Source organism: Streptomyces sp. NPDC002680, assembly GCF_042889145.1.
GTDB classification, from domain to species: domain Bacteria; phylum Actinomycetota; class Actinomycetes; order Streptomycetales; family Streptomycetaceae; genus Streptomyces; species Streptomyces adonidis.
Genome location: NZ_JBIAQP010000004.1, coordinates 132,372 through 153,964, shown reverse-complemented (window position 1 = coordinate 153,964; position 21,593 = coordinate 132,372). Strand labels below are relative to the sequence as shown.

Sequence of the window (21,593 nt, the reverse complement as noted above, 5' to 3'; positions counted from 1 at the left end):
CATGTGCCGTGTCGTCGACCTGCGCCAGGCCGTACTCGCGAAGAACGACGCGAGCGCCCATGAACTGCGCACACACCTCGCGGCGCGAGGCACCGCGGTCGTCAACCTGCTGTCCAGTCCGGGCAGCGGCAAGACCGCGCTGCTGGAGCGCGAGCTGCTGGAGGCACGGGAGCGGTCCGTTCCCGTTGCCGCCCTGACCGCCGACCTCGCCACCGAGAACGACGCGGCACGCCTGGCGCGTTCGGGCGTCCCGGTCAAGCAGGTGCTCACCGACGGACTGTGCCATCTGGAATCGGGGATGCTCGCCGGGCACCTGGACGGGTGGCTGCCCGACGACACCCGGCTGCTGTTCGTGGAGAACGTCGGCAACCTGGTCTGCCCGGCCTCCTACGACCTGGGGGAGACGCTGAGGGTCACCCTCGCCTCCGTGACGGAGGGCGAGGACAAGCCACTCAAGTACCCGACCGCCTTCGGCCTCGCCCACCTGGTCGTGGTCACCAAGACCGACATCGCGGAGGCCGTCGAGTTCGACGAGGCAGCGTTCCGCGCGAACGTGGAGCAGGTCAATCCTGGGGTCGAGGTGGTCCTGACCTCGGCGCGCCGGGGGCAGGGAGTCGGCGTGCTGCTCGACCGGGCGATGGCAGCCGTGGACGGCGCACCTGTCCACTCGCCGGTCATGGCCCGGCAACCCCACCACCACGGTCACACGCACGCGGACAACGGTCACCCGCACACGCACCCGGAGGCCACCGGCACGATGGCCCACACCCACTCGTGAGCGGTCCGCAGGCGCAGGCCGCCGTCGCCGAGGACACTCCGCTACGCCGCCGGGTCATCGTCCGAGGAGTGGTGCAGGGTGTGGGCTTCCGGCCCTTCCTGTACGGCCTCGCCACCGAACTCGCCCTGGCCGGACACGTGACCAACACTCCGGAGGGCGTCGTCGTGGAGGTCGAGGGCACCACCTCGGCCGTGGCCCGGTTCTGCGACCGGATCGCCGCCCAGGCGCCACCGCTGGCCCGCGTCGAGTCCGTCGACCACCGGGAGATGCCGCCCGTCGGCGGCACCGCGTTCACCATCCTCGCCTCCCACTCCGGCGGCCCGGCCCGCACCCTGGTCTCCCCGGACTCCGCCACCTGCGCCGACTGCCTCGCCGAACTGGCCGACCCGGCGGACCGCCGGTACCGGCACCCGTTCGTCAACTGCACGCACTGCGGCCCGCGCTTCACGATCGTCACCGGCGTGCCGTACGACCGGGCCCACACCACCATGGCCGACTTCGCGATGTGCTCCGACTGCGCACGGGAGTACGCGGATCCGGCCGACCGGCGCTTCCACGCGCAGCCGGTCGCCTGCCCCGCCTGCGGGCCGCGGCTGCGGCTGCTGGTTCCGCAGTCCGAGGAGGTCATGGGGGCGGACCCGGTCACCGAGGCCCGCGCACTGCTGTCGGACGGCGCGATCCTCGCCGTGAAAGGCCTGGGGGGCTACCACCTGGCCTGTGACGCCACGAACGAGGAGGCGGTCGCCCGCCTGCGCCGACGCAAGGCACGCGGAGACAAGCCGTTCGCCGTCATGGCCCGGAGCGCGGCCGACGTCGAGCACCTCGTGCGGCTGAGCCCCGAGGAACGGAGCCTGCTCGAAGACCGGGCCAGGCCGGTCGTCCTGGTCAGACGCCGTCCGCACGCTTTCGGGGATCCGTGGCCCGCCGAGGCCGTCGCGCCCCGCAGTCCCGACCTCGGCGTGATGCTGCCGTACACACCCCTGCACCATCTGCTGCTCGGCCTGCCCCGTGACCCGGACGGTCCCCGGCTGCTCGTCATGACCAGCGGCAACGTGTCCGGTGAGCCGATCGTCACCGACGACACCGAGGCCCTGGAGCGGCTCGCGCACCTGGCCGACGCCTGGCTCACGCACGACCGGCCGATCCATGTCCCGTGCGACGACTCCGTGGTCCGTGTCTGCGACGGGGAGCAGCTGGTGATCCGCCGTTCCCGTGGCTACGCCCCGTTGCCGGTCTCCCTCCCGCTGCCCGTGCGACCGGCCCTCGCCGTCGGGGGAGACCTGAAGAACGCCTTCTGCCTGGGGGCCGGCCGGAGGGCCTGGCTGTCGGCGCACATCGGCGACATGGACGACGTCGGTACGCAGCGGGCCTTCGAGCACGCGGTGGGGCAACTGGAGTCCATCACCGGGGTACGGCCCGAGAGCCTGGTGTCCGACCGGCATCCCGGCTACCGCTCCGCCCGGTGGGCCGACCGGAACGCGGCGCATCGGCCCGTCGTACGCGTCCAGCACCATCACGCGCACATCGCCTCCGCGATGGCCGAGCACGGGCTGGACGGCACCCGGCCGGTGATCGGCGTCGCCTTCGACGGCACGGGCCACGGCGACGACGGCGCCGTGTGGGGCGGGGAGTTCCTGCTCGCGGACTACGACCGCTTCACCCGGTTCGGGCACCTCGCGTACGTCCCGCTGCCCGGCGGCGACGCTGCGGTGCGCCGCCCGTACCGCATGGCACTGGCCCATCTGCGGGCGGCCGGGATCGACTGGTCCGACGACCTCGCCTGTACGACCGCCTGCCCGCCCGACGAACTCCAGTTGCTGGAACGGCAGTTGGAGCGCGGACTGAACTGTGTCCCCACGTCCAGCATGGGCCGGCTCTTCGACGCCGTGTCCTCGCTCGCCGGGGTGTGCCACCACGCCGGATACGAGGCACAGGCCGCCGTCGAGCTGGAGGGCGCGGCTCTGCACGCTCCCACCGAGGACACCACCGCGTACGCCTTCGCCCTGCGCGAGTCGGAGGAGAACGGGGGCGGGGCGGTACGGGCCGACCCGGCCCCGGTACTCGCGGCGATCGTCGGCGACCTGCGCGCTGGCATCGGGCCCGAGCTGGTCGCGGCTCGCTTCCACCGGGGCGTGACCGGCCTGGTGCACCAGATCTGTGTGCGAGCCCGAGACCGGCACGGGCTGGACACGGTCGCCCTGACGGGAGGCGTGTTCGCCAACACGCTGCTCTCCTCCGCCTGCGCCGCCGCCCTGGGCGCGGACGGATTCACGGTTCTGCGGCACCACCTGGTGCCGCCCAACGACGGCGGCCTGGCGCTCGGCCAGCTGATGGTGGCCGCCCGGGCCACTCACACTCCCACTCCCACCGACTGAGCGACGTGCGACCCCACAGCGAGGAGAGGCTCATGTGCCTGGCGGTACCCGGCAGAGTGCTGGACATCGAGGAACGGGACGGCACCCGGATGGCCACCGTCGACTTCGGCGGCGTGGTCAAGGAGGTGTGCCTGGAGTACCTGCCCGACCTTCAGGTCGGCGAGTACGCCATCGTCCACGTCGGCTTCGCCCTGCAACGGCTGGACGAGGAGTCGGCACGCCAGACGCTCGAACTCTTCGCCGAACTCGGCCTGTTGCAGGAGGAGTTCGGCGACCCCTGGGAAACGGCGGCGGCGGAGGCGGGCGTGGACCCGGTGGAAGAGGTGCGCAACCAGTGAAGTACATCGACGAGTTCCAGGACCCGGAGCTGGCACGCCGGCTCCTCGACGACATCCACGCCACGGTGACCAGGCCCTGGGCCCTGATGGAGGTGTGCGGAGGCCAGACGCACAGCATCATCCGGCACGGCATCGACCAACTCCTCCCGGAGCAGGTCGAGTTGATCCACGGTCCGGGCTGCCCCGTGTGCGTGACGCCGCTGGAGGTCATCGACAAGGCCCTGGAGATCGCCTCCCGGCCGGAGGTGATCTTCTGCTCCTTCGGTGACATGCTGCGCGTGCCGGGCACGGGACGGGACCTGTTCCAGGTCCGCGCGGAAGGCGGCGACGTGCGCGTCGTCTACTCGCCGCTCGACGCGCTGCGGATCGCGCAGCAGAACCCCGACCGCGAGGTGGTGTTCTTCGGCATCGGCTTCGAGACGACGGCGCCCCCCAACGCCATGACGGTCCATCAGGCCCGGAAGCTGGGCATCCAGAACTTCAGCATGCTGGTGTCCCATGTCCGCGTACCCCCGGCCATCGAGGCGATCATGTCGTCGCCGAGCTGCCGGGTGCAGGCTTTCCTCGCGGCCGGGCACGTCTGCAGTGTGATGGGCGTGGGGGAGTACCCGGAGCTGGCGGAACGCTTCCGCGTGCCGATCGTCGTGACGGGCTTCGAGCCACTGGACATCCTCGAAGGCGTGCGCCGGGCGGTCCGTCAGCTGGAACGCGGTGAGCACACCGTCGACAACGCCTACGCCCGTGCCGTCCGCCCGGAGGGCAACGCGGCTGCCCGGGCCATGCTGGAGGACGTCTTCGAGGTCACCGACCGCGCCTGGCGTGGCATCGGGGTGATCCCCGACAGCGGCTGGCGGCTGTCGCCGAAGTACCGCGACCACGATGCCGAGCACCGCTTCTCGGTCAGTGGAATCCGGACGGAGGAACCCGCCGAGTGCCGCAGCGGAGAGGTCCTGCAGGGGCTGCTCAAGCCGCACGAGTGCGAGGCCTTCGGCACCCTGTGCACCCCACGTACCCCTCTGGGAGCCACCATGGTCTCCAGCGAGGGCGCTTGCGCGGCGTACTACCTCTACCGGCGTCTGGACGTGCCCACCACCACGACGGTTCGGGAGGCGAGCCCTGTTGTCTGACACCACTCTCCCCACTCTCGACGTCGCGGGTTGGACATGTCCGGCGCCTGTGCGTGACCGGCCCCGGGTCGTCATGGGCCACGGTGGCGGTGGCGTCCTCTCCGCCGAGCTGGTCCAGCAGATCTTCGCGCCCGCCTTCGGGGGAGAGGTGCTCGCCCAGATGGGTGACGCCGCCGTCCTCTCCCTGGGCGGGGCCCGGCTGGCGTTCTCCACCGACTCCTACGTGGTGCGGCCGTTGTTCTTCCCCGGCGGCAGCATCGGTGACCTGGCGGTCAACGGCACTGTCAACGACCTCGCCATGAGCGGCGCCCGTGCCGCCTACCTCTCCTGCGGATTCATCCTGGAGGAGGGCGTCGAGCTGGACGTGGTCACACGGGTGTCCCAGGCGCTGGGTGCGGCCGCGCGCGCCGCCGGTGTGGAGGTGGCCACCGGCGACACCAAGGTGGTGGAGACCGGCCACGGCGACGGGATCTACATCAACACCGCGGGCATCGGTCTCGTCCCGGCGGGTGTCGATCTGCGCCCTTCGCGGGTCGTCCCCGGCGACGTCGTGATCGTCAGCGGTGCGATCGGCGTCCACGGGGTGGCGGTCATGAGTGTTCGCGAGGGCCTGGAATTCGGAGTGGAGATCAAGAGTGACTGTGCGGCGCTCGGCGGGCTGGTCGAGGCCATGCTCGCCGTCACCCCCGATCTGCACGTACTGCGTGATCCCACCCGAGGCGGCCTGGCGGCCACGCTCAACGAGATCGCGCAGGCCTCCGGCACCGGGGTCGTCATCCGGGAACGCGACGTCCCGGTCCCGCCGGCCGTGGCCAATGCCTGCGCCATTCTCGGACTGGACCCCATGTACATCGCCAACGAGGGCAAGCTGGTGGCCTTCGTCCCCCGCGAGTATGCCGACGCCGTCCTGGCGGCGATGCGAGCCCACCCTCTGGGCGCGGACTCAGTGATCATCGGTGAGGCCGTCGAGGCCCATCCCGGCATGGTCGTGGCCCGGACCGGCCTGGGGGGAACGCGGGTGGTCGATCTGCCGATCGGGGAGCAACTGCCGCGGATCTGCTGACACGGGCCCTGCGCGTCGAGGAGGCGGCCGTCCAGGCGCCGGTCGGACCGCCGGGGCCTGGAGGGCGGACGGGCTGGAGCCAGACCGCGGTGTCTCTTCAGCGCAGGTGGAGGGGGCGTGGGGGCACCCCCGCCCTAACCCCGTCGGCGCCCGGTCGGCGGGTCCTGGGGGTCCACGCCGGTTGTGGCAGAAGCGTCCTTCGTGCCGCTTGGGCGCTGGGAGCGGCCCTTGCGTCCGGTGTCGTGTCTGCCCTTCTCGTCCGCGTCGCCGTACTCCTCACCCCTTGCACCGAGACTCTTGGCCGTGTCACCCGGAACGGACTTGGTCTCCTCTGGGGACTTCGTACGGCCCGGTCCTCTTTCGCCGGCGTGCTCAGCCGGATGGAAGGAGCGGTGGGAGCTCGGGTTGTCCTGCTGACGTGTCTCATCCACGTCGGGTGACCAGCCGTGCTGCCCGGTGCCCTGGTGACGGCTGGGGCCCTTTCCATGCGGTGGCTCGGACGAACGTGATTTCTTCGACATGGTTCGATCTGCCTTTTCATGGTCAGTGGGGGGGACGCCTGTCACGCGCCCATGATGGGGAAATTATTCCACCTTGCTATATTTTGGGCATATTTTTGCTGTCTCCGCGGCAGACGGCCGAAACGGTTCCAGGATGTGCGCGCTGCGCTGGGAGAACTCTGCCGTCATCTCGCTGAGCTGCGGGAACTCGATCCCCCAACTGACGGTCAGTGTGCTTGCGGCGGCCGGACGGGAACATCTGGACGTCGCCTGTCGGTTCGGTACGGGCACAGGTGGCGGTGAGGCTGTCGGTGATGGCCGGGCAGAGCCGGGGCCGGTGATCTCTTCTCCCTTACGCAGCACGAGTGAATGAACCGATGGTTCCGTTCGGGGCAGGTGCCAGGTCTTCTACGGTTTCTGAATGGATCCGGGGGCTGCGGGTGAGGCTCTGCGGGCGGGGGACTGGTGGAAAGGCGCACCTGATGTCGGGGTTGGGGAAGTCGCCGGATGTGCTCAGACTCCGGGCGGGCCGCTGTCATCGGACCTGGGCACGGACCTGGGGCGCGGTCGGCGTGGCATGTCTCGTGGGAACACTGCTGACGTTCGGCGGGTCGTGGGCCGCCGGTAGCGGGGCGGCGCGGATGGTGGCTTTCGGGCCGTCCACCGGTTGCTGGGGGTTGGCGGCCTCCCTGATGCTCCGCGCGAGGGGAACGAGCGGACGGGTGCGGACGCGTCTGCTGCTGTTGGGGGGTTCCGCGATAGCCGGAGGTGTGTACCGGGGAGCGGTCACCGTGTTGTCGGCCCAGCCTCCGGGCTCGGGACGGGACGCGCGATCGTTGCTGGGTTCGGTGGTGGTCACCGGGGTGACGCTGACCGTCGGCCTGGGGATGGCCGGTCTGGTGGTCGCGGCCGATGCCGGTACAGGTCGGCACGTACTGCTGCGGCGTGTGCTCGACGGGGTCGTCACAACCGGGGCCGTGTTCATGACGGGATGGGTACTGCTGCGGGGGGCCGGTGACGGCTGGCGGCTGGGGACGGGGATGATCGGTGTCCTGTGGGCCGCGGAGGTCGTGTTCCTCAGTTTTCTGTTCGCCCTGCGCCGTCTCGTACGGAGTGACCGGAGAGTCACCTTGTGGGTCGGGATCGTCGGGCTGTCCCTCATGCTGGTCGGCGACACCCTGCGACTGGTGACGGTCGGCCCGCACAGCCCTGAGGTGATGTCCTCTCAGCTGGCCGACGCCTGCGCCACCGCGGGCCTGTTGGTGGTTGCTGTCGGCCCTTGGGTGCCCGGCGGGGCGAGCGCCCTGGGCACCGCTCAGCCCGCGCTGCGATGGGGGATGGAGGGCGCGGCGGCGTTCATTCCCCTGACGGTCTGCACGGCCACGGTGCTGGGACATGTGCTGGCACCCCCTGCCCGAGACCCGGTGCCGCTGCTGGTCGGCGGAACGGCACTGCTGAGCCTCTGGGCACGCCAGACGTTCCTGCCGAGCGAGAACACCAGAAACGACGACTGAGTTCTTGTTCGGCTGTCCTCCCTGCTGCGGCCGCTTTTCCTCGTGTCCCGGCTGGAGGAGGAGGGTGAGGTCAGGGCGCAATGCGCGGCGCGAACGCCCCAGGATCGGGGCGTGCCGACCGGACCGTGCGTCGGCAGGCTCCCGCGGCGCGCGCTGCCGCACAGGGGGTGTCGGTGGGCCGTTCATCCGGCATGATCCCCGGCGACGTCCCACGCCGGGCCGGACGCTCTGTCCGGGCGATCACCCGCCGTTCCAGCACCGTCTCGGCCTCCCCGTATTACCCAGGAGCGCATGGCACCCACGTCCTTACACCGACGGTCTCGTCGAAACCCCCGACCTTCACCAAGCTCGGCCTCGGACCGTCCGAGGACGACAACCTCCGGATCCCTGGCGGTACTCGCCTGCCTGCAGGCTGAGCCGCGCCCACCGTCCGTTTCTACGGGCTGGGGCTGGGTCCCTGCAAGGGGTCTGCCGGTTCGGTCACCGGTCCGGGAGGCGGTGGGGTGTTGCCGCGGCGGTTGAGCCAGGCGCGGATCGCCCCGCCGTCGTAGATGACGACGTAGTCGGCTTTGTCGTCGTTGTCGACGTCGGCGAACCGGACAAGGTTCAGGTTGGCGCCGGCTACTCCTGGTGCGTGCCCAGCTCAGCTTCTCCGACCAGAGCGGCTGGAGGCTGCCCGGTGTGCGAATGTTGAAATACGCGTGCACTTCGCCGGTGTCGCCCACGCGCAGGACGTCGGCCCGGTCGTCGTCGTTCATCTCGGCGAGCTGTCCCGGGCGACGTTCACACCGACCTTGACCACCGGCTCGGGCTGTACCAACGTGACGTTCAGCCTGTCCCCGTTGCTGCCCCGCCCGGCCGGTGCGGGAGGCGATGGTGGTACCGCGGGTGACGGAGCCGAAGCCGGGTCCCGCGGGTCTGAGGCCATAGTGGAGAATCGCTGCCATGAGTGAGAACGTCTATTTCCAGGTTTCCGCGAACGGTCAGGACCTTGGGCGCATTGTCTTCCGGCTGTTCGACGACGTCGTGCCGAAGACCGCCCGTAACTTCCGTGAACTGGCCACCGGCCAGAACGGGTTCGGATACAAGGGTGCGCCCTTCCACCGGGTCATCCCCGAGTTCATGCTGCAGGGCGGTGACTTCACCAACGGCAACGGCACGGGCGGCAAGAGCATCTACGGTGAGAAGTTCGCCGACGAGAACTTCCAGCTCAAGCACGACCGGCCGTTCCTGCTGAGCATGGCCAACGCGGGTCCGAACTCCAACGGCTCGCAGTTCTTCATCACCACCGTGGCGACCCCGTGGCTCGACGGCAAGCATGTCGTCTTCGGCGAAGTCGTCGAGGGCGCGGACATCGTCAAGACGATCGAGACGCTCGGCAGCCGCTCCGGCGCCACCGCAAAGAAGATCGTCATCGACGAGAGCGGCGCCGTCCCCGCCGTGTGATCATCGTTCGTCTGGGGCGCCTGTCCAGCGCCCCAGACGGGTGTCCACGTGCGCGTGCACCCCCGGTGCCCTGTGGCTGCCGGGTGCGGCAGGCTGTCCGGGGTGGCCGAAGAGCTCGATGTCGCCGGGGGAGGGGTCGGGTCGGGCGCGGTACCAGCGGGCCGGGTGCCGCCGACGCCCGGTACCGTCCTGGCGACGCCGACTTCAGCCACCAGTTTGGGCTCCTGTGTCTCGCGCACCTTGTTGTACTTGCGCCACCCGCGCACCGACGCCTCATGCCGGCCCTCCAGCCGCTTGGAGTCCCCCAGTCCCACCGCCGTAGGACAGCCACTAATTCACGGTGTCCGCGTCGGTGGTCGACGGGCACAGCGCCCAGTGCGCTGTCAGCTGATGCTCGGTGAACAGGCCCTCCAGCGCAGCCCGCCGTAGGCGGAACGGCCATCCGACGGTGTTCGTGTCCGCGAGGCGCAGCAGGTCGAATGCGACGAAGTGGGCGGGCCACCGATCGGCGAGCCGGGCCGCCCCGGCACCGCGCCGTTGCAGCAGGCCCTGGAGCCGGCGACTACCTTGGGGAAGGCCGGCCCCATCTCGGTGCCGCGCCTCAAGCGCAGTACCACCGCCCGCGTCGATAGCGACCAGGGCCTGCTACCTGCCCCACTTCGGTCACTCGCCCACCCCGGCAGCGCAGGGCCGGACACAGGGGCGGCGAGCATCGGTTCCGGCAGCGTCCCCCGGCGCACGTCCAGGCGGCGCGGCCGAACACGGGGCTGCCCGGATCCCGTGTCGTACGGTCGGATGTCGCGGCCGCCTATCGTCCGCAACGGATCTCACCGAACCCGGAGGCGCCGACGGTACGGCGGAAAGATCTGAACCAGTACCGGGAATCAGGCCGCGACGAGTTCCTGCTCGCGGTTCGGCGTCTTGACCTTGGGCTTCTTGTTCGGCAACGAGAGTCGGAAGACCTTGTGCCACGCGGAGAACACCTGCTTGGGCAGCGGCCCGGTGACGTACTCCAGCTCGTACTTCTCGAACAGCGCGCGCACCTTCACCGCGACCTCGGCGTACCGGTTGCTCGGCAGGTCCGGGAAGAGGTGGTGCTCGATCTGGTGGGAGAGGTTGCCGGTCATGAAGTGCATGGCCTTGCTGCCGCTGATGTTCGCCGAGCCCATCATCTGGCGCAGGTACCACTGACCGCGCGTCTCGCCCTTGATCGACCGGCGCTCGAAGACCTGCACGCCCTCGGGGAAGTGCCCGCACATGATCACCGAGTGGGTCCAGAGGTTGCGGACCAGGTTCGCGGTGAACGTGGCGGCGAGCGTGGTGAAAAACGACGGGCCGGACAGCAGCGGGTGGATCACGTAGTCCTTGAGCACCTGCTTGCGGATCTTGCGGCCCACGGCCTTGACCCGTGCGCGGAACTCCGGGTTGTTGCGGCGGCGCTTGCGCAGGTTCTTGCCCAGTTCCAGGTCGTACGCCGCGATGCCGTACTCGAAGAAGCAGGCGTTGAGGAAGTTCCACAGCGGCTGGCCGAGGTGGAACGGGTGCCACCGCTGGTCCTCGTCGACGCGCATGATGCCGTAGCCGAGGTCGTTGTCCTTGCCGATCACATTGGTGTACGTGTGGTGCAGCTCGTTGTGCGAGTGCTTCCACTGCTCGGACGGCGAGGCGTGATCCCACTCCCAGGTGGTGGAGTGGATCTTCGGGTCTCGCATCCAGTCCCACTGGCCGTGCAGGACGTTGTGGCCGATCTCCATGTTGTCCATGATCTTCGCCACGGACAGACCGGCGGTGCCGATCAGCCACGCGGGCGGGAAGATCGAGAACAGCAGCACGCCCCTGCTGACCAGCTCGAGCTTGCGCTGCGCCGAGATGACCTTGCGGATGTAGGCGGCGTCCTTCTCGCCACGGCCGGCGATCACCTCGTCGCGGATCGCGTCCAGCTCGCGGCCGAGCTCCTCGATCTGCTCCGCGGTCAGGTGGGCGGTGGGGTCGGTGGTGGTCACGGTGCTCCTACCGTTCGATGTCGCAGGGGCCCGCCGCGGCGGACACGCAGGTCTGGATGAGGACGCCCGGCTCGGCCTCGGTGATCTCGCCGGTACGCAGGTCGCGGACGGCGCCCGCCTTGAGCGGCGTAACGCAGCCGAAGCAGATGCCCATGCGGCACCCGGAGGGCATGAGCACACCGGCCTCCTCGCCGATGTCCAGCAACGGCGTGGCGCCGTCCGCGTCGACCCTCTTGCCGGTGGCGCTGAACGTGACCTCGCCGCCGTCACCGGCGACGACGACGCCGGGGCGGAAGCGTTCGGTGTGCAGGCGCTCTTGCACGCCGTGCTCGGTCCAGTGCGCTTCGGCGGCGTCGAGCAGGCCCGCGGGCCCGCAGGCCCAGGTCTCGCGCTCGGCCCAGTCGGGCACGAGTTCGTCGAGACGGGCGATGTCGAGCTTGCCGTCCGTGTCGGTGTGCACCTCGGTGAGCCGCAGCTTCTTGTCCGCGACCAGGTCGTGCAGTTCGTCGCGGAAGATCACGTCGTGCGGCTGTGGCGCGCAGTGGACCATGACGACGTCGTCGAACTCGGTGTCGCGCAGCATGCCCATCACGGGCGTGATGCCGCTGCCGGCCGTCAGGTAGAGCACCTTGGCGGGCTTGGCCTGCGGCAGTACGAAGTCACCGGTCGCCTGGTCGAGCTGGATCAGCGTGCCCGGTCTGGCCCTGCGGACCAGGTGGTTGCTGACCTTGCCGTCCGGGATCGCCTTCACGGTGATCGTGACGCGGCCGTCCTGGCGGTTTGTCGGAGAGGTGATGGAGTAGGCACGCCACAGGCGCACCCCGTCGACGTCGACCCCGATCCGCACGTACTGACCGGCCGTGTGGCCGCGCCAGCCCCGTCCCGGCCTGATCACGATGGTCGCGGCGTCACCCGTCTCGGGGCGCACGGCCTCGATGCGCCCGCGCAGGTCGGCGCCCGCGCGCAGCGGGCTGACCAGGTCGAGGTAGTCCGACGGCAGCAGCGGCGTCGTGACCATCTCCAGCAGTTTCCTCGCCCTGCTGCGGAGGGCTGTACTCGTCATGGCTCCAGCTTGCTGCGCCCCAAGGGGTAAAGTCCTGACCGCAGGATGTGAATCTGGTCGGCTGAATTGTTCGCAGGGAACAAAAACGTGAGTCATGCAGTCCGGAGGGCCAGTGAACTGGTCCTGGATGAGACAACGGTCACCGCACTTCGGGCCGCGCTGAAGAGCACCGCCGACGAAGTCGTCCAGGCGATCATCGAGGAGGTCCCTCCCTACGCCAACGCCCTTGCGGGCCATATGGGCGCCACCATCCGCCGGGCTGTGCGCACCGCCCTGGGGCACTACCTGGACCTCGCGAGTGGGAACATCACAGGCGGCGACGCCGGTGACGCGGCCTACGAGCTGGGCCGCGGCGAGGTGCGCGACGGCCGTTCGATGGACGCCCTGCTCAGCGCCTACCGCGTCGGCGCCCGCGTGGCCTGGCGATGCCTGGCAGCGGGTGCCGTACCCGCGGGTCTGCCCGCCGCCGAGGTAGCCAAGTTCGCCGAGCTGACCTTCGCCTACATCGACGAGCTCTCCGCCGCGAGCGCCGCGGGCCACGCCGACGAACTGGCCGCCCGGGGCAGGGCCCAGGAGCGCCACCTGGAACACCTGGCCCGCGACCTTCTCGCCGGCGCGGGCCCGGACGTGCTGCTGGCCTCTGCTCAGCGGGCCGGGTGGCAGCCTCCGGGTTCGCTGACCGCGGTCCTGCTGCCCGCCGCCCAGGCCCGGCCTGCCTACCGCGCGCTCGACCCGGGCACCCTCGTCCTCGACGATCTGCCGGACGCCACCGGTGTGCTGCTCGTCCCCGATGCCGACCGATCACATCTCCTGCGGCAGCTGACCGACCGCACCGCCGTGGTCGGCCCGGCCCGGCCATGGACTCGAGCGTCCGCCTCGTACGCACGAGCCCTACGCGCGCGCTCCCTCTCCGCCGATATCCGCGACACCGAGGACCACCTGCCCGAGCTGGTGCTGAGCGCCGACATGGACGCGTTCGCAGACCTGCGTGCCCGAGCCCTCGCACCGTTGCGGACCTTGCCTGTCGCGACCGCACGGAAGCTGGAGGAGACGTTGCGGGCGTGGCTGCTGCACCAGGGCAGACGGGACGAGGTGGCGGCGGCGCTGTTCGTCCATCCCCAGACAGTCCGGTACCGGATGTCGCAGCTACGAGAGCTGTTTCCGGATCTCGCATCGCCACACCGGGTCCTTGAACTGACGCTGGCGGTCGGTCTTCGGGGCGGCTGACGCGTACTTCGACCGTCCACGACCGCGTCCGCGAGCGGTCCAGGAATCGGGCCTCGTTCTCGGTGCCATCAGCAGGCTCATGCGGCCCCGGGGGAGAGCGGTATCAGCCGGCTGAGACGGAGGGTGATGTGAAGTGAAGACCGGACAAGGCCCTGGGAAGTCCGTCGGGGAGTGTGCTGTCCTGGCACGAGCTGACCCACGGGTGCGCGGCGGGCTGCAACTGGGTGACCGGCGGGTCGGCCTAGCCGGGTCACCAGGGGCGGGAGGCCGGGCCGCTCGCGCCCGGGACCCCGTGGTTCTGTGACGGCCCCGTGCCTCCCTTCCGACAGGTCGATCGGACGACCGACCGGGCCGGCCTGGCACACCGCGCGAGGGATGATGGGGATGGAATGACGGAATGTGAGATCAGGAGCTTCCATGGCGATGCGGGTTCACCGACCCCGTGAGGACGCGGAGTTCGATTTCATCCTCGGGATGAGCGCAGTTCCGGTCCTCGCATACTTCACCGGGACCTGGCCCAAGGCAATCGAGCCCTGCCGGGTGATGGACCTCGTCGTGGGTGGCATCGCCGACGACTACAAGGGCCGCTTGACGGCCGTCCGCGCCGACATCACGCGTTGTCCGGCCGCGACCGGGCGATACGGGATCACCGGAGCCCCGTCCTACGTCCTGCTGAAGGAGGGAGAGGCGGTGGCGCACGGCACGGGGCCCATGACCATCACCGAGGTACGGAAGCTCCTGGAGGGCCACCTCTGAGCGGCCGCAGCGGCACGTGGCCGCGACGCCCGCCATGTCTCGTCGATGGGAGCTTCGGCGCGTGAGCCACCGTGGGGCTGAGACACGCCAACAGGTCACATAATGCTGTCGAGCACGGTGCAGTCGGGCAACTTCCGCGCTCTGGCCACGGCTTCCGGGGACGGGGCCGCCAACTCGGGGCCGAGCAGTGTGTGAACAAGTGGAAGCAGTTTCGCGCAGTGGCCACCCGATACGACTGTGAGGATGTTGGGTGCCGCTTCGGGCGGTGGTCTGACCCGCGATACGGCCGCGGCCTTGCTGATAGCAGCCGGCGACAACCCCGACCGCCTGGCCACCGAGGCAGCGTTTGCCGCCCTCTGCGGTGCCAGCCCCGTGGAAGCATCGTCCGGAAAGACCCAACGCCGCAGGCTCAACCGCGGCGGCGACCGCCAGGCCAATTCAGCGCTCTACGCCATCGTCATCGCCCGCCTGCGCTGGGACACCGGCACCCGCTCCTACATGGAACGACGGGTGACCGAGGGCAAGACACGACGCGAAGCCATCCGATGCCTCAAACGCTACGTCGCCCGCGAGATTCACCGAGCCCTGCTCACATCGCGGAGGCAATCTCCCGTCCCAGCCTCCACCGGTTGTCATCCATAGGGGCATCAACCGCGACTGCATCTTCAACGGCACCCTGACCGCGACCGTGATCGTCATCTCACTGCGCAATACCGTCCAAGAACCCTCAGAGAAGACCTAGGCCGGACGGCAGGACTCGCATACGTGGCTGGCGATCGCTGCCACCAGGTCGCAAGCGGCTGCCTGTACGGCGGCATCCTCGTCATGGGCCAGCACTTCCGCCACGCTCCTGCCCTCAAGCACAGCTCGGTGAGCGGCGCGCTGGACCTCGATCTTCGGAGTGTTGGTGTGTTCGAGGATCGTCTGCAGCAACTTGATCACGCCGGGCCGACTGGTGACCGAGTCGGTCACCGCGAGATCCCACAGATACGGAACCGCCTCGACGGTCGCGTCGAAGACAGCCAGTTCACCGAGCCACAAACCAAGATCACTCAACGCTGAAGCACTGGTCTCATCGTCACCCCACGCGACGCGTGACAGCCGACCCGGAACCTCTGCCGCTGATCCGTACGCATGCGTCAACTCATGCCACCGGACACGGCTCATGCCCTTGAGAATCGTCCCCACCGCGCACTCCAGTCCTGACGCCTGCCCTGCGACGCCAAGCGTCCCATGTCACCCCAGGGATCACGCGGACTGCTCGTCTGTCCCGGCAAGCCGAAGGGGGCGTTCCCGCAACTCGCCAACATTTCAGTCACCACAGATGCACGGATGCTCTCCGCACTCGGACCCAAGCGTTCCTCGTCCTCACCTACGTAGCCATGTACTCCCGGATCGGCCTCTGCAGGACGGGGTTGGGCGCGGCTCGTGGGCAGAAACGATACGAGCGGTATCTTGTATTTTGGTGATCCAGTCCGTGATGGGGGCTTCGTTCTGCACTCGGGCGAGGCGTTGACGGGCGATTTCGGCCTGTCCTGGCAGTGCGGCTGCCACGCCGACGTCGAAGTCTTCCCAGAGGCAGCCGGTGCTGCTGGGGCGTTCGATCAACGTCGTGGCTGTCCTGTTGGGGTCCGCGAAGCGGATTCTGAAGTCCTCGAGCCGCTGTTCGGCTTCCCGGACGAGCGCGGCCGCAACGGCGGTGAACTGCCCCTGGTTACGGAAGTCTTCTGTGGTCCGTACCCGCTCGGCGAAGTCGAAGGCGGGACCGCCCGCCATCCCGTTGGAAAGCATTGTGCCGTGGGGTGAATCGACGGTAGCCGCGCCGCTGCCTGTCGCCACCATGACGTTGTCGATCTCGGCGCGGAAGCGGCAGTCGCATCCCGGAGGAGGAATCCGATGGCCACACTGGCTGACTGGCCTGGTCACGTTGCGCCGGCGCGGGGAATCAAATGCGGCCGCCGGACGCTCTGGCGTGCGTGAAGAAGATTGGTTTCCTCTCGTTCGGTCACTGGTCGCCGAGTCCGCATTCCAAGACCCGGTCAGCCGCCGATTTCCTGCACCAGTCCATCGACCTGGCGGTCGCTGCCGAGGAGCTGGGCGTGGACGGTGCGTACTTCCGCGTGCATCACTTCGCGCAGCAGGCGGCCAGTCCGTTCCCGCTGCTCTCGGCCATCGGTGCACGAACCTCGAAGATCGAGATCGGTACCGGCGTGATCGACATGCGCTACGAGAACCCGCTGTACATGGCCGAGAACGCCGGTGCCGCCGACCTCATCTCCGGCGGCCGACTGCAGCTCGGCATCAGCCGCGGATCACCGGAACAGGTGATCGACGGCTGGCGCTACTTCGGCTACGCCCCCGCAGACGGCGAAACCGGCGCGGACATGGCCCGCCAGCACGCCGAGGCTTTCCTGAAGGTGATCGAGGGCGAGGGTTTCGCGCGGCCGAACCCGCGGCCTATGTTCCCCAACCCGCCGGGGCTGCTACGCGTCGAGCCGCACTCCGAAGGGCTGCGCGAACGGATCTGGTGGGGCTCCAGTTCGAACGCGACCGCCGTCTGGGCCGCGCAGCTGGGGATGAACCTCCAGAGCTCCACCCTCAAGGACGACGAGACGGGCGAGCCGCTGCACGTCCAGCAGCGCAAGCAGATCGAGGCGTACCGCGAGGCGTACAAGGAGGCGGGCCACGCGCGAGAGCCGCGGGTGTCCGTCAGCCGCAGCATCTTCGCCCTGACCGACGACGTGGACCGGGCCTACTTCGGCCACGACCGCAACTCGCGTGACCAGGTCGGCATGATCGACGACACGACCAGGGCGATCTTCGGACGGTCGTACGCCGCCGAGCCCGACGTGCTGGTGAAGCAACTGCAGGAGGATGAAGCCATCCAGGCTGCGGACACCGTCCTGCTGACCGTCCCGAACCAGCTCGGGGTCGACTACAACGCCCATGTCCTGGAGAGCATCCTGACCCAGGTGGCACCGGAGCTCGGCTGGCGCTGAGTGTTCTGCCGCCCTGCGTGCGGGGCGGCTCGGCACCGTGGTGGTCAGGCCGCCTCGAATGTCCGGCCGATCAGCGGGCCCGCCTTCTGCAAGTCGACTGCCGAGGCCGAGCGGCTGTACTGCGCCGAGAAGGGGATCAGGCCGAGTCCGAAAGCCTGGAGTATCTGGCCCAGCGGCACGATGGACGCTGAATCGGCTGCCCCGTGAGCGAAGATCACCTGCGCCATTTCCGGGCCGAGGGCCACGAAGAGGAAGGCGGCGGGAACGATGACGACGCCGCTGATCCGCAGGGCCCGGGAGAGATCGCCGCGCATGCCGTCCAGGCGGTGTTCGGTGACGGGCCGGCTCATCTGCGGCCCGGCGAGCCGCTGGATCACGGCTCGATCAGCCGCGGCGTCCACGGGGCCGACACGCTGGCGGGCTTCCTCCGGGCGTTCCATGTGGAGGCGCCCGCCGAGGCGCCGATCGCTACGGACCGCGGTGCGCATCCCAGGGACTGCACGGACGGCTTCGACCACTTCTTCCACGCTGTTGCCCTCGACGCCCTCGATGACCTCGCCGACGATGTCCGGGCTGTCTGGGACGACGCCGTCGCAGCGCCCGAGTGGGAGGGGCCACCGCTCTGGGTGCATGGCGACCTCCATCCCGCGAACGTCGTGGTCTCGGACGGAACGCTCTCGGGCATCGTCGACTTCGGTGACATGTTCGCCGGCGATCCGGCACTGGACCTCGCCGCTGCATGGGTGTTGCTACCCGCAGGCACGGCCTCACGGTTCTTCGAGACGTATGCGCGTGCAGACGAGGCGGCGATTCGGCGCGCCCGCGGGCTGGCCGCTATGAAGAGCCTCTTCCTGATGCTCATGGGGCAGAACGGGGATCGGGGTCTTCCCGGCGGCAAGCCGCACTGGGGACCTGTAGGCAGGGCGGCACTTGATCGTGTTCTGAAAGGCGTTTGACGCACGCTTCTACGAACTTGTTCTCGATCTTGACTGGGCCCATACGGCAGCCCACCTTCGTGGGTTCATCGATCGCCACGTGCGGCGGGGATGCCCAGGTCCACGGCCGTAGGCTGCCCGTGGCCCCGATCGAGCCGGCGGAGCTTCTCCTCGGCGCCGGCCAGGCTGACCTGGAGACCTTCGACCTCGCCGAGCCAGCCTTCCGCCTCGACTTCGACGATTCGGGCGATCACGTTGTCGCGGATCTCGGCAAGCCGTGCCCGTTGGGCCGGGTCAGGTCGCAGGAGCGAACATCTGACGCAGGCTTCTCTGAACTACATTCGCTTGGTTGGGGTCTGATCGGCACGTACTGTCAAGTGACGACTTCCACGGAAGCGGGTCGGGGGAACGGCATCATCTCCCATCCCAAGGGCCAGTCCGGATCTCGTTGCTCTGCGGCCTCGACCTCAAGGCGCCGGGGAACACGCCATGTCCACCATCGAGCACCTTCCTCGGGGCGGTCGGGCCATGGAATCGTCGCGCGGCGATAGCGAACGTCGATGCAATCGAGTTTCGGTTGCCTGATCGCGCGAACACGTGAGGGCAGCAGCGGCCAGACTCCCGCGAGCGCGTTCCGGCACGAGAGATCGTGGTCGAGCTCCGGCGCGCACCACGAGTAGCCCTCCTCCACCTCGGCCGCCAAAGCGCCCCACTGTGCGAGGAGGGAGTTGAGGGAGTGGGCTTGTGCTCCATCTCCAGCGCTCGTGACACGTGCGACGGCTGCGCTGACGGCGTCGTACTCTTCAGCGCTCAGAGCGATTTCGTCCGCGTGGCTGTCTGCCGGATCCATGCGGCGACTCCTGCTGAACTGGACGGGACGGCGCGGGCGAACTCACCTGTTGCCGGAGCTGATTGTCGCACTCAGAGCACGCAAGGCGTCGTCGTATCTGTGGCGGTCGAAATGGAACCGGTGCATCTGCTCGGTGGTGGCCATCCCGTACTGCACCGGCACCCCCAGCAGTGCTTTTCAGCCATGCCCCTACAACGTCGCGGCACGGAAAGGTACTTCCGTGCAGGGGCATGCACCTGACATCTTGCATTCACCACTCGTTTCGTACGGCCCGGCCGGTGCCCTCAGCACGGCCGGGCCGTCTTCGGAGGACGCATTGATACCCCACATATCGAGCCGATCCAGACGCACGCTGGTGCTGGCGGCCACGCTCGGCGCCGCTCTCGCGTTCGGCGCCCCGGGCGCCCTCGCGGGCACGCTCCCCGTCGTCCCCTCCACCGCGCCGGTCGCCAAGGCCCACGCTCCGGCCGCTGTGCCGGCTTCCCAGAGTGCGACCTGGGTGGCCGGCACGCGTGCCTACCTCGTGATCACCGCCCCCGGTGACAGTTCGGCGGTCCGCTCCGCGATCGAGGCCAACGGCGGCACCGTCTTCTCGAACTTCGACGCCATCGGCGTGATCGTCGCCCACTCGGCGTCCAGCGGATTCGCCGCCACCATGCGCGGCGTCGCCGGCGTGCAGCAGGTCGGCGCCACGCGCACCTCGGACGTCCCGGCCGACGCCTACAACCCGGCGCTCCCCGCCAATCCGGCTCAGGCCTCGACCCCGGCCGGAGAACCGGTCCGGGCCGACATGAGCCAGATCAAGGCCGACCAGGCCTGGGCCGTGAACCCGGGCTCCGCCTCGGTCAAGGTCGGCATCCTGGACACCGGTGTGGACGACCAGCACCAGGACCTGGCGCCCAACTTCAACGCGGCCGACTCGGTCTCCTGCGCCTACGGCAAGCCCGACACCCGTGCCGGCGCCTGGCGGGACGTCGACACGCACGGCACCCACGTAGCGGGCACCATCGCCGCGGCCAAGAACGGCAAGGGCGTCGTCGGCGTGGCCCCCGGGGTGACGATCTCCGCGGTCCGGGTCGCCGAGCCGGGCAACTCCTTCTTCTTCGCCGAGAACACCATCTGCGGTTTCGTCTGGGCCGGTGACCACGGCTTCAAGGTCACCAACAACAGCTATTACACGGACCCGTGGCAGTTCAACTGCCCGGACAACATCGACCAGGCCGCCATCATCGAGGGCGTCAAGCGCGCCCAGGAGTACGCCGAGGGCAAGGGCTCCCTCCAGATCGCCGCCGCGGGCAACGAGAACTACGACCTCGCCCACAAGACGACCGACTCCGCGAGCCCGAACGACTCGACGCCGGTCACCCGCACCATCACCAACGCCTGCCTCGACATCCCGACCGAGCTGCCGGGCGTGGTCACGGTCGCGGCCAACGGCACGGGCGTCACCAAGGCCTCGTTCTCCAACTACGGTCAGGGCGTCATCGACATCGCGGCGCCGGGCAGCAGCGTGTACTCCACCGTCCCCGGCGGCGGCTACGGCAGCAAGAGCGGCACCTCGATGGCCACCCCGCACGTGGTCGGCGTTGCGGCACTCATCGCCAGCGCCAACCCGGGCATCACCCCGGCGGAGATCCGCGCCAAGCTGGCCGCCCAGGCCAACGACATCGCCTGCCCCTCGGACAGCCGCTGCACGGGCACGACGGCCAACAACTCGTTCTTCGGCGAGGGACAGGCCGACGCCCTCAAGGCCGTCGGGACCACCCCGCCGCCCGGCACGTACTTCGAGAACCTCGCGGACTTCGCCATCAACGACAACGCGACCGTGGAGAGCCCGATCGCCGTCACCGGCGTGACCGGCAACGCCCCGGCCACCCTCAAGGTGGGTGTGGACATCAAGCACACCTACATCGGTGACCTGAAGGTCGACCTGGTGGCGCCGGACGGCACCGTCTACACGCTGCACAGCCACACCGGCGGCAGCGCCGACAACATCGCCCAGACCTACACCGTGAACGCCTCCTCGGAGGTCGCGAACGGCACCTGGAAGCTGCGCGTCAACGACAACGCCGCCTCCGACACAGGCAAGATCGACGCCTGGAACCTGACCCTCTAGCGCAGGGCCCGGCAACACCCGCGTACAGCACGCACTGCGCCGGCGACAGCTCCCCGCCCGCGGCCGCGGACAAAGCGGGCTGCGGTCTGTTCGGCCAGGGCTGCGAACACCTGGGCGGCAGAGGGCATATGGGCCCCGACCACGGCGTACACCGCGGTCGGGGCCCATATGCCGGAGGAGTCCGGGACGGCCACGGACGGCCTGGGGCCGGTGTCCTGATCACCGTGCGCCTCCCTGAGGAGCTGCAGGGCCGTGTCCGCGCTGACCGTACGAAGGCCCGCCACGTCGATGACGAGCGGGCCGGGTTCGGACAGGTGCGTTTCTGGGGTCGGGTCCACGTCTGTCAGTACGTGCTCTGGCGCGTCGGGGTTCTCTGACGGCCCCGGATGCACCCGACCGGAGGAGGTGTCAGTGGCGGCGTCTACCGATAGTCGTGGGTGCGGTCCGGGATGTGTAGGGATTCGACCAGGAGGTGGTGGGTGGCCCTGCTGTCGGGGTGACCG

General features: G+C 69.3%; 19 protein-coding genes and 3 pseudogenes. 14 read left to right on the top strand and 8 right to left on the bottom strand.

From position 1 onward, the window contains the following. Position 1: 1 nt before the first annotated feature. The 5 genes from hypB to hypE are packed head-to-tail and all read left to right on the top strand — an operon-like array spanning position 2 to position 5,681. Positions 2 to 778 carry a hydrogenase nickel incorporation protein HypB gene (gene hypB, locus ACFYXF_RS12960; protein WP_389349592.1) on the top strand — a complete coding sequence of 259 codons (777 nt, stop codon included), beginning with the start codon at positions 2 to 4 and terminating at the stop codon, positions 776 to 778. Beyond that, positions 775 to 3,153, top strand: a complete 2,379-nt coding sequence (gene hypF / locus ACFYXF_RS12955) for a carbamoyltransferase HypF (protein ID WP_389349591.1) — start codon at positions 775 to 777, stop codon at positions 3,151 to 3,153. Before hypB ends, hypF begins: the two co-directional genes overlap by 4 nt. Positions 3,154 to 3,185: 32 nt before the next feature. Further along, complete coding sequence (locus ACFYXF_RS12950) at positions 3,186 to 3,491, top strand: HypC/HybG/HupF family hydrogenase formation chaperone (protein ID WP_389349590.1); 306 nt, start codon at positions 3,186 to 3,188, stop codon at positions 3,489 to 3,491. Next, on the top strand, positions 3,488 to 4,618 hold the full coding sequence (gene hypD / locus ACFYXF_RS12945) for a hydrogenase formation protein HypD (protein WP_389349589.1): 1,131 nt from the start codon (positions 3,488 to 3,490) through the stop codon (positions 4,616 to 4,618). The genes ACFYXF_RS12950 and hypD overlap by 4 nt, the downstream gene beginning before the upstream one ends. Beyond that, a complete protein-coding gene (gene hypE, locus ACFYXF_RS12940; protein WP_389349588.1) occupies positions 4,611 to 5,681 on the top strand; it encodes a hydrogenase expression/formation protein HypE in 1,071 nt (356 codons plus the stop codon). Before hypD ends, hypE begins: the two co-directional genes overlap by 8 nt. A 134-nt stretch (positions 5,682 to 5,815) precedes the next feature. Here hypE and ACFYXF_RS12935 read toward each other — a convergent pair whose 3' ends face one another. Next, a complete protein-coding gene (locus tag ACFYXF_RS12935) occupies positions 5,816 to 6,202 on the bottom strand; it encodes a hypothetical protein (RefSeq protein WP_389349587.1) in 387 nt (128 codons plus the stop codon). Positions 6,203 to 6,903: 701 nt separating this feature from the next. Between ACFYXF_RS12935 and ACFYXF_RS12930 the strand changes: the two genes are divergently transcribed. Next, positions 6,904 to 7,695: a hypothetical protein gene (locus ACFYXF_RS12930; RefSeq protein WP_389349586.1), complete on the top strand. Its 792-nt coding sequence runs from the start codon at positions 6,904 to 6,906 to the stop codon at positions 7,693 to 7,695. Positions 7,696 to 8,640: 945 nt separating this feature from the next. Then, on the top strand, positions 8,641 to 9,141 hold the full coding sequence (locus ACFYXF_RS12925; RefSeq protein WP_389349585.1) for a peptidylprolyl isomerase: 501 nt from the start codon (positions 8,641 to 8,643) through the stop codon (positions 9,139 to 9,141). Positions 9,142 to 10,025: 884 nt separating this feature from the next. Here the strand turns inward: ACFYXF_RS12925 and ACFYXF_RS12920 are convergent. Both ACFYXF_RS12920 and ACFYXF_RS12915 read right to left on the bottom strand, forming a co-directional pair. Further along, positions 10,026 to 11,144 (bottom strand): fatty acid desaturase family protein, encoded by a 1,119-nt coding sequence (locus ACFYXF_RS12920; protein ID WP_389349584.1) that lies wholly within the window; start codon positions 11,142 to 11,144, stop codon positions 10,026 to 10,028. Positions 11,145 to 11,151: 7 nt separating this feature from the next. Continuing rightward, positions 11,152 to 12,207 carry a ferredoxin reductase gene (locus ACFYXF_RS12915; RefSeq protein WP_389349583.1) on the bottom strand — a complete coding sequence of 352 codons (1,056 nt, stop codon included), beginning with the start codon at positions 12,205 to 12,207 and terminating at the stop codon, positions 11,152 to 11,154. Positions 12,208 to 12,294: 87 nt separating this feature from the next. On the opposite strand from ACFYXF_RS12915, the gene ACFYXF_RS12910 reads away from it, so the two are divergent. The 3 genes and pseudogenes from ACFYXF_RS12910 to ACFYXF_RS12900 all read left to right on the top strand — a co-directional run. Further along, entirely contained in the window at positions 12,295 to 13,434 is a 1,140-nt protein-coding gene (locus tag ACFYXF_RS12910) for a PucR family transcriptional regulator (RefSeq protein ID WP_389349582.1), read from the top strand. A 417-nt stretch (positions 13,435 to 13,851) separates the two neighbouring features. Next, a complete protein-coding gene (locus tag ACFYXF_RS12905; protein ID WP_389349581.1) occupies positions 13,852 to 14,190 on the top strand; it encodes a thioredoxin family protein in 339 nt (112 codons plus the stop codon). Positions 14,191 to 14,466: 276 nt separating this feature from the next. Further along, positions 14,467 to 14,832, top strand: a pseudogene (locus ACFYXF_RS12900) (transposase); the annotation flags it as partial. Positions 14,833 to 14,928: 96 nt separating this feature from the next. On the opposite strand, the gene ACFYXF_RS12895 reads toward ACFYXF_RS12900, so the two are convergent. Then, the gene (locus ACFYXF_RS12895; protein WP_389349580.1) at positions 14,929 to 15,378 is read right to left on the bottom strand and encodes a hypothetical protein; all 450 of its coding nucleotides are present in this window, start codon (positions 15,376 to 15,378) and stop codon (positions 14,929 to 14,931) included. A gap of 240 nt (positions 15,379 to 15,618) precedes the next feature. Between ACFYXF_RS12895 and ACFYXF_RS12890 the strand changes: the two genes are divergently transcribed. Both ACFYXF_RS12890 and ACFYXF_RS12885 read left to right on the top strand, forming a co-directional pair. Continuing rightward, on the top strand, positions 15,619 to 15,996 hold the full coding sequence (locus ACFYXF_RS12890; protein ID WP_389349579.1) for a hypothetical protein: 378 nt from the start codon (positions 15,619 to 15,621) through the stop codon (positions 15,994 to 15,996). A 170-nt stretch (positions 15,997 to 16,166) separates the two neighbouring features. Continuing rightward, on the top strand, positions 16,167 to 17,189 hold the full coding sequence (locus ACFYXF_RS12885) for an LLM class flavin-dependent oxidoreductase (RefSeq protein WP_389349578.1): 1,023 nt from the start codon (positions 16,167 to 16,169) through the stop codon (positions 17,187 to 17,189). A gap of 116 nt (positions 17,190 to 17,305) precedes the next feature. Here the strand turns inward: ACFYXF_RS12885 and ACFYXF_RS12880 are convergent. Beyond that, a pseudogene (locus ACFYXF_RS12880) lies at positions 17,306 to 17,545 on the bottom strand (lipid II flippase MurJ); the annotation flags it as partial. On the opposite strand from ACFYXF_RS12880, the pseudogene ACFYXF_RS12875 reads away from it, so the two are divergent. Then, a pseudogene (locus tag ACFYXF_RS12875) lies at positions 17,546 to 18,145 on the top strand (phosphotransferase); the annotation flags it as partial. It abuts the pseudogene before it with no gap. A 65-nt stretch (positions 18,146 to 18,210) separates the two neighbouring features. Here the strand turns inward: ACFYXF_RS12875 and ACFYXF_RS12870 are convergent. Beyond that, positions 18,211 to 18,378, bottom strand: a complete 168-nt coding sequence (locus ACFYXF_RS12870) for a hypothetical protein (protein ID WP_389349577.1) — start codon at positions 18,376 to 18,378, stop codon at positions 18,211 to 18,213. Between the two features lie 119 nt (positions 18,379 to 18,497). Continuing rightward, positions 18,498 to 18,974 carry a hypothetical protein gene (locus ACFYXF_RS12865; protein ID WP_389349576.1) on the bottom strand — a complete coding sequence of 159 codons (477 nt, stop codon included), beginning with the start codon at positions 18,972 to 18,974 and terminating at the stop codon, positions 18,498 to 18,500. 355 nt (positions 18,975 to 19,329) lie between these two features. Here ACFYXF_RS12865 and ACFYXF_RS12860 point away from each other — a divergent pair, with 355 nt between their 5' ends. After that, on the top strand, positions 19,330 to 21,090 hold the full coding sequence (locus tag ACFYXF_RS12860) for a S8 family serine peptidase (protein ID WP_389349575.1): 1,761 nt from the start codon (positions 19,330 to 19,332) through the stop codon (positions 21,088 to 21,090). Here ACFYXF_RS12860 and ACFYXF_RS12855 read toward each other — a convergent pair. Then, entirely contained in the window at positions 21,087 to 21,428 is a 342-nt protein-coding gene (locus tag ACFYXF_RS12855; protein ID WP_389349574.1) for a hypothetical protein, read from the bottom strand. The two genes, ACFYXF_RS12860 and ACFYXF_RS12855, sit on opposite strands and share 4 nt — an antisense overlap. Between the last annotated feature and the right edge of the window lie 165 nt (positions 21,429 to 21,593).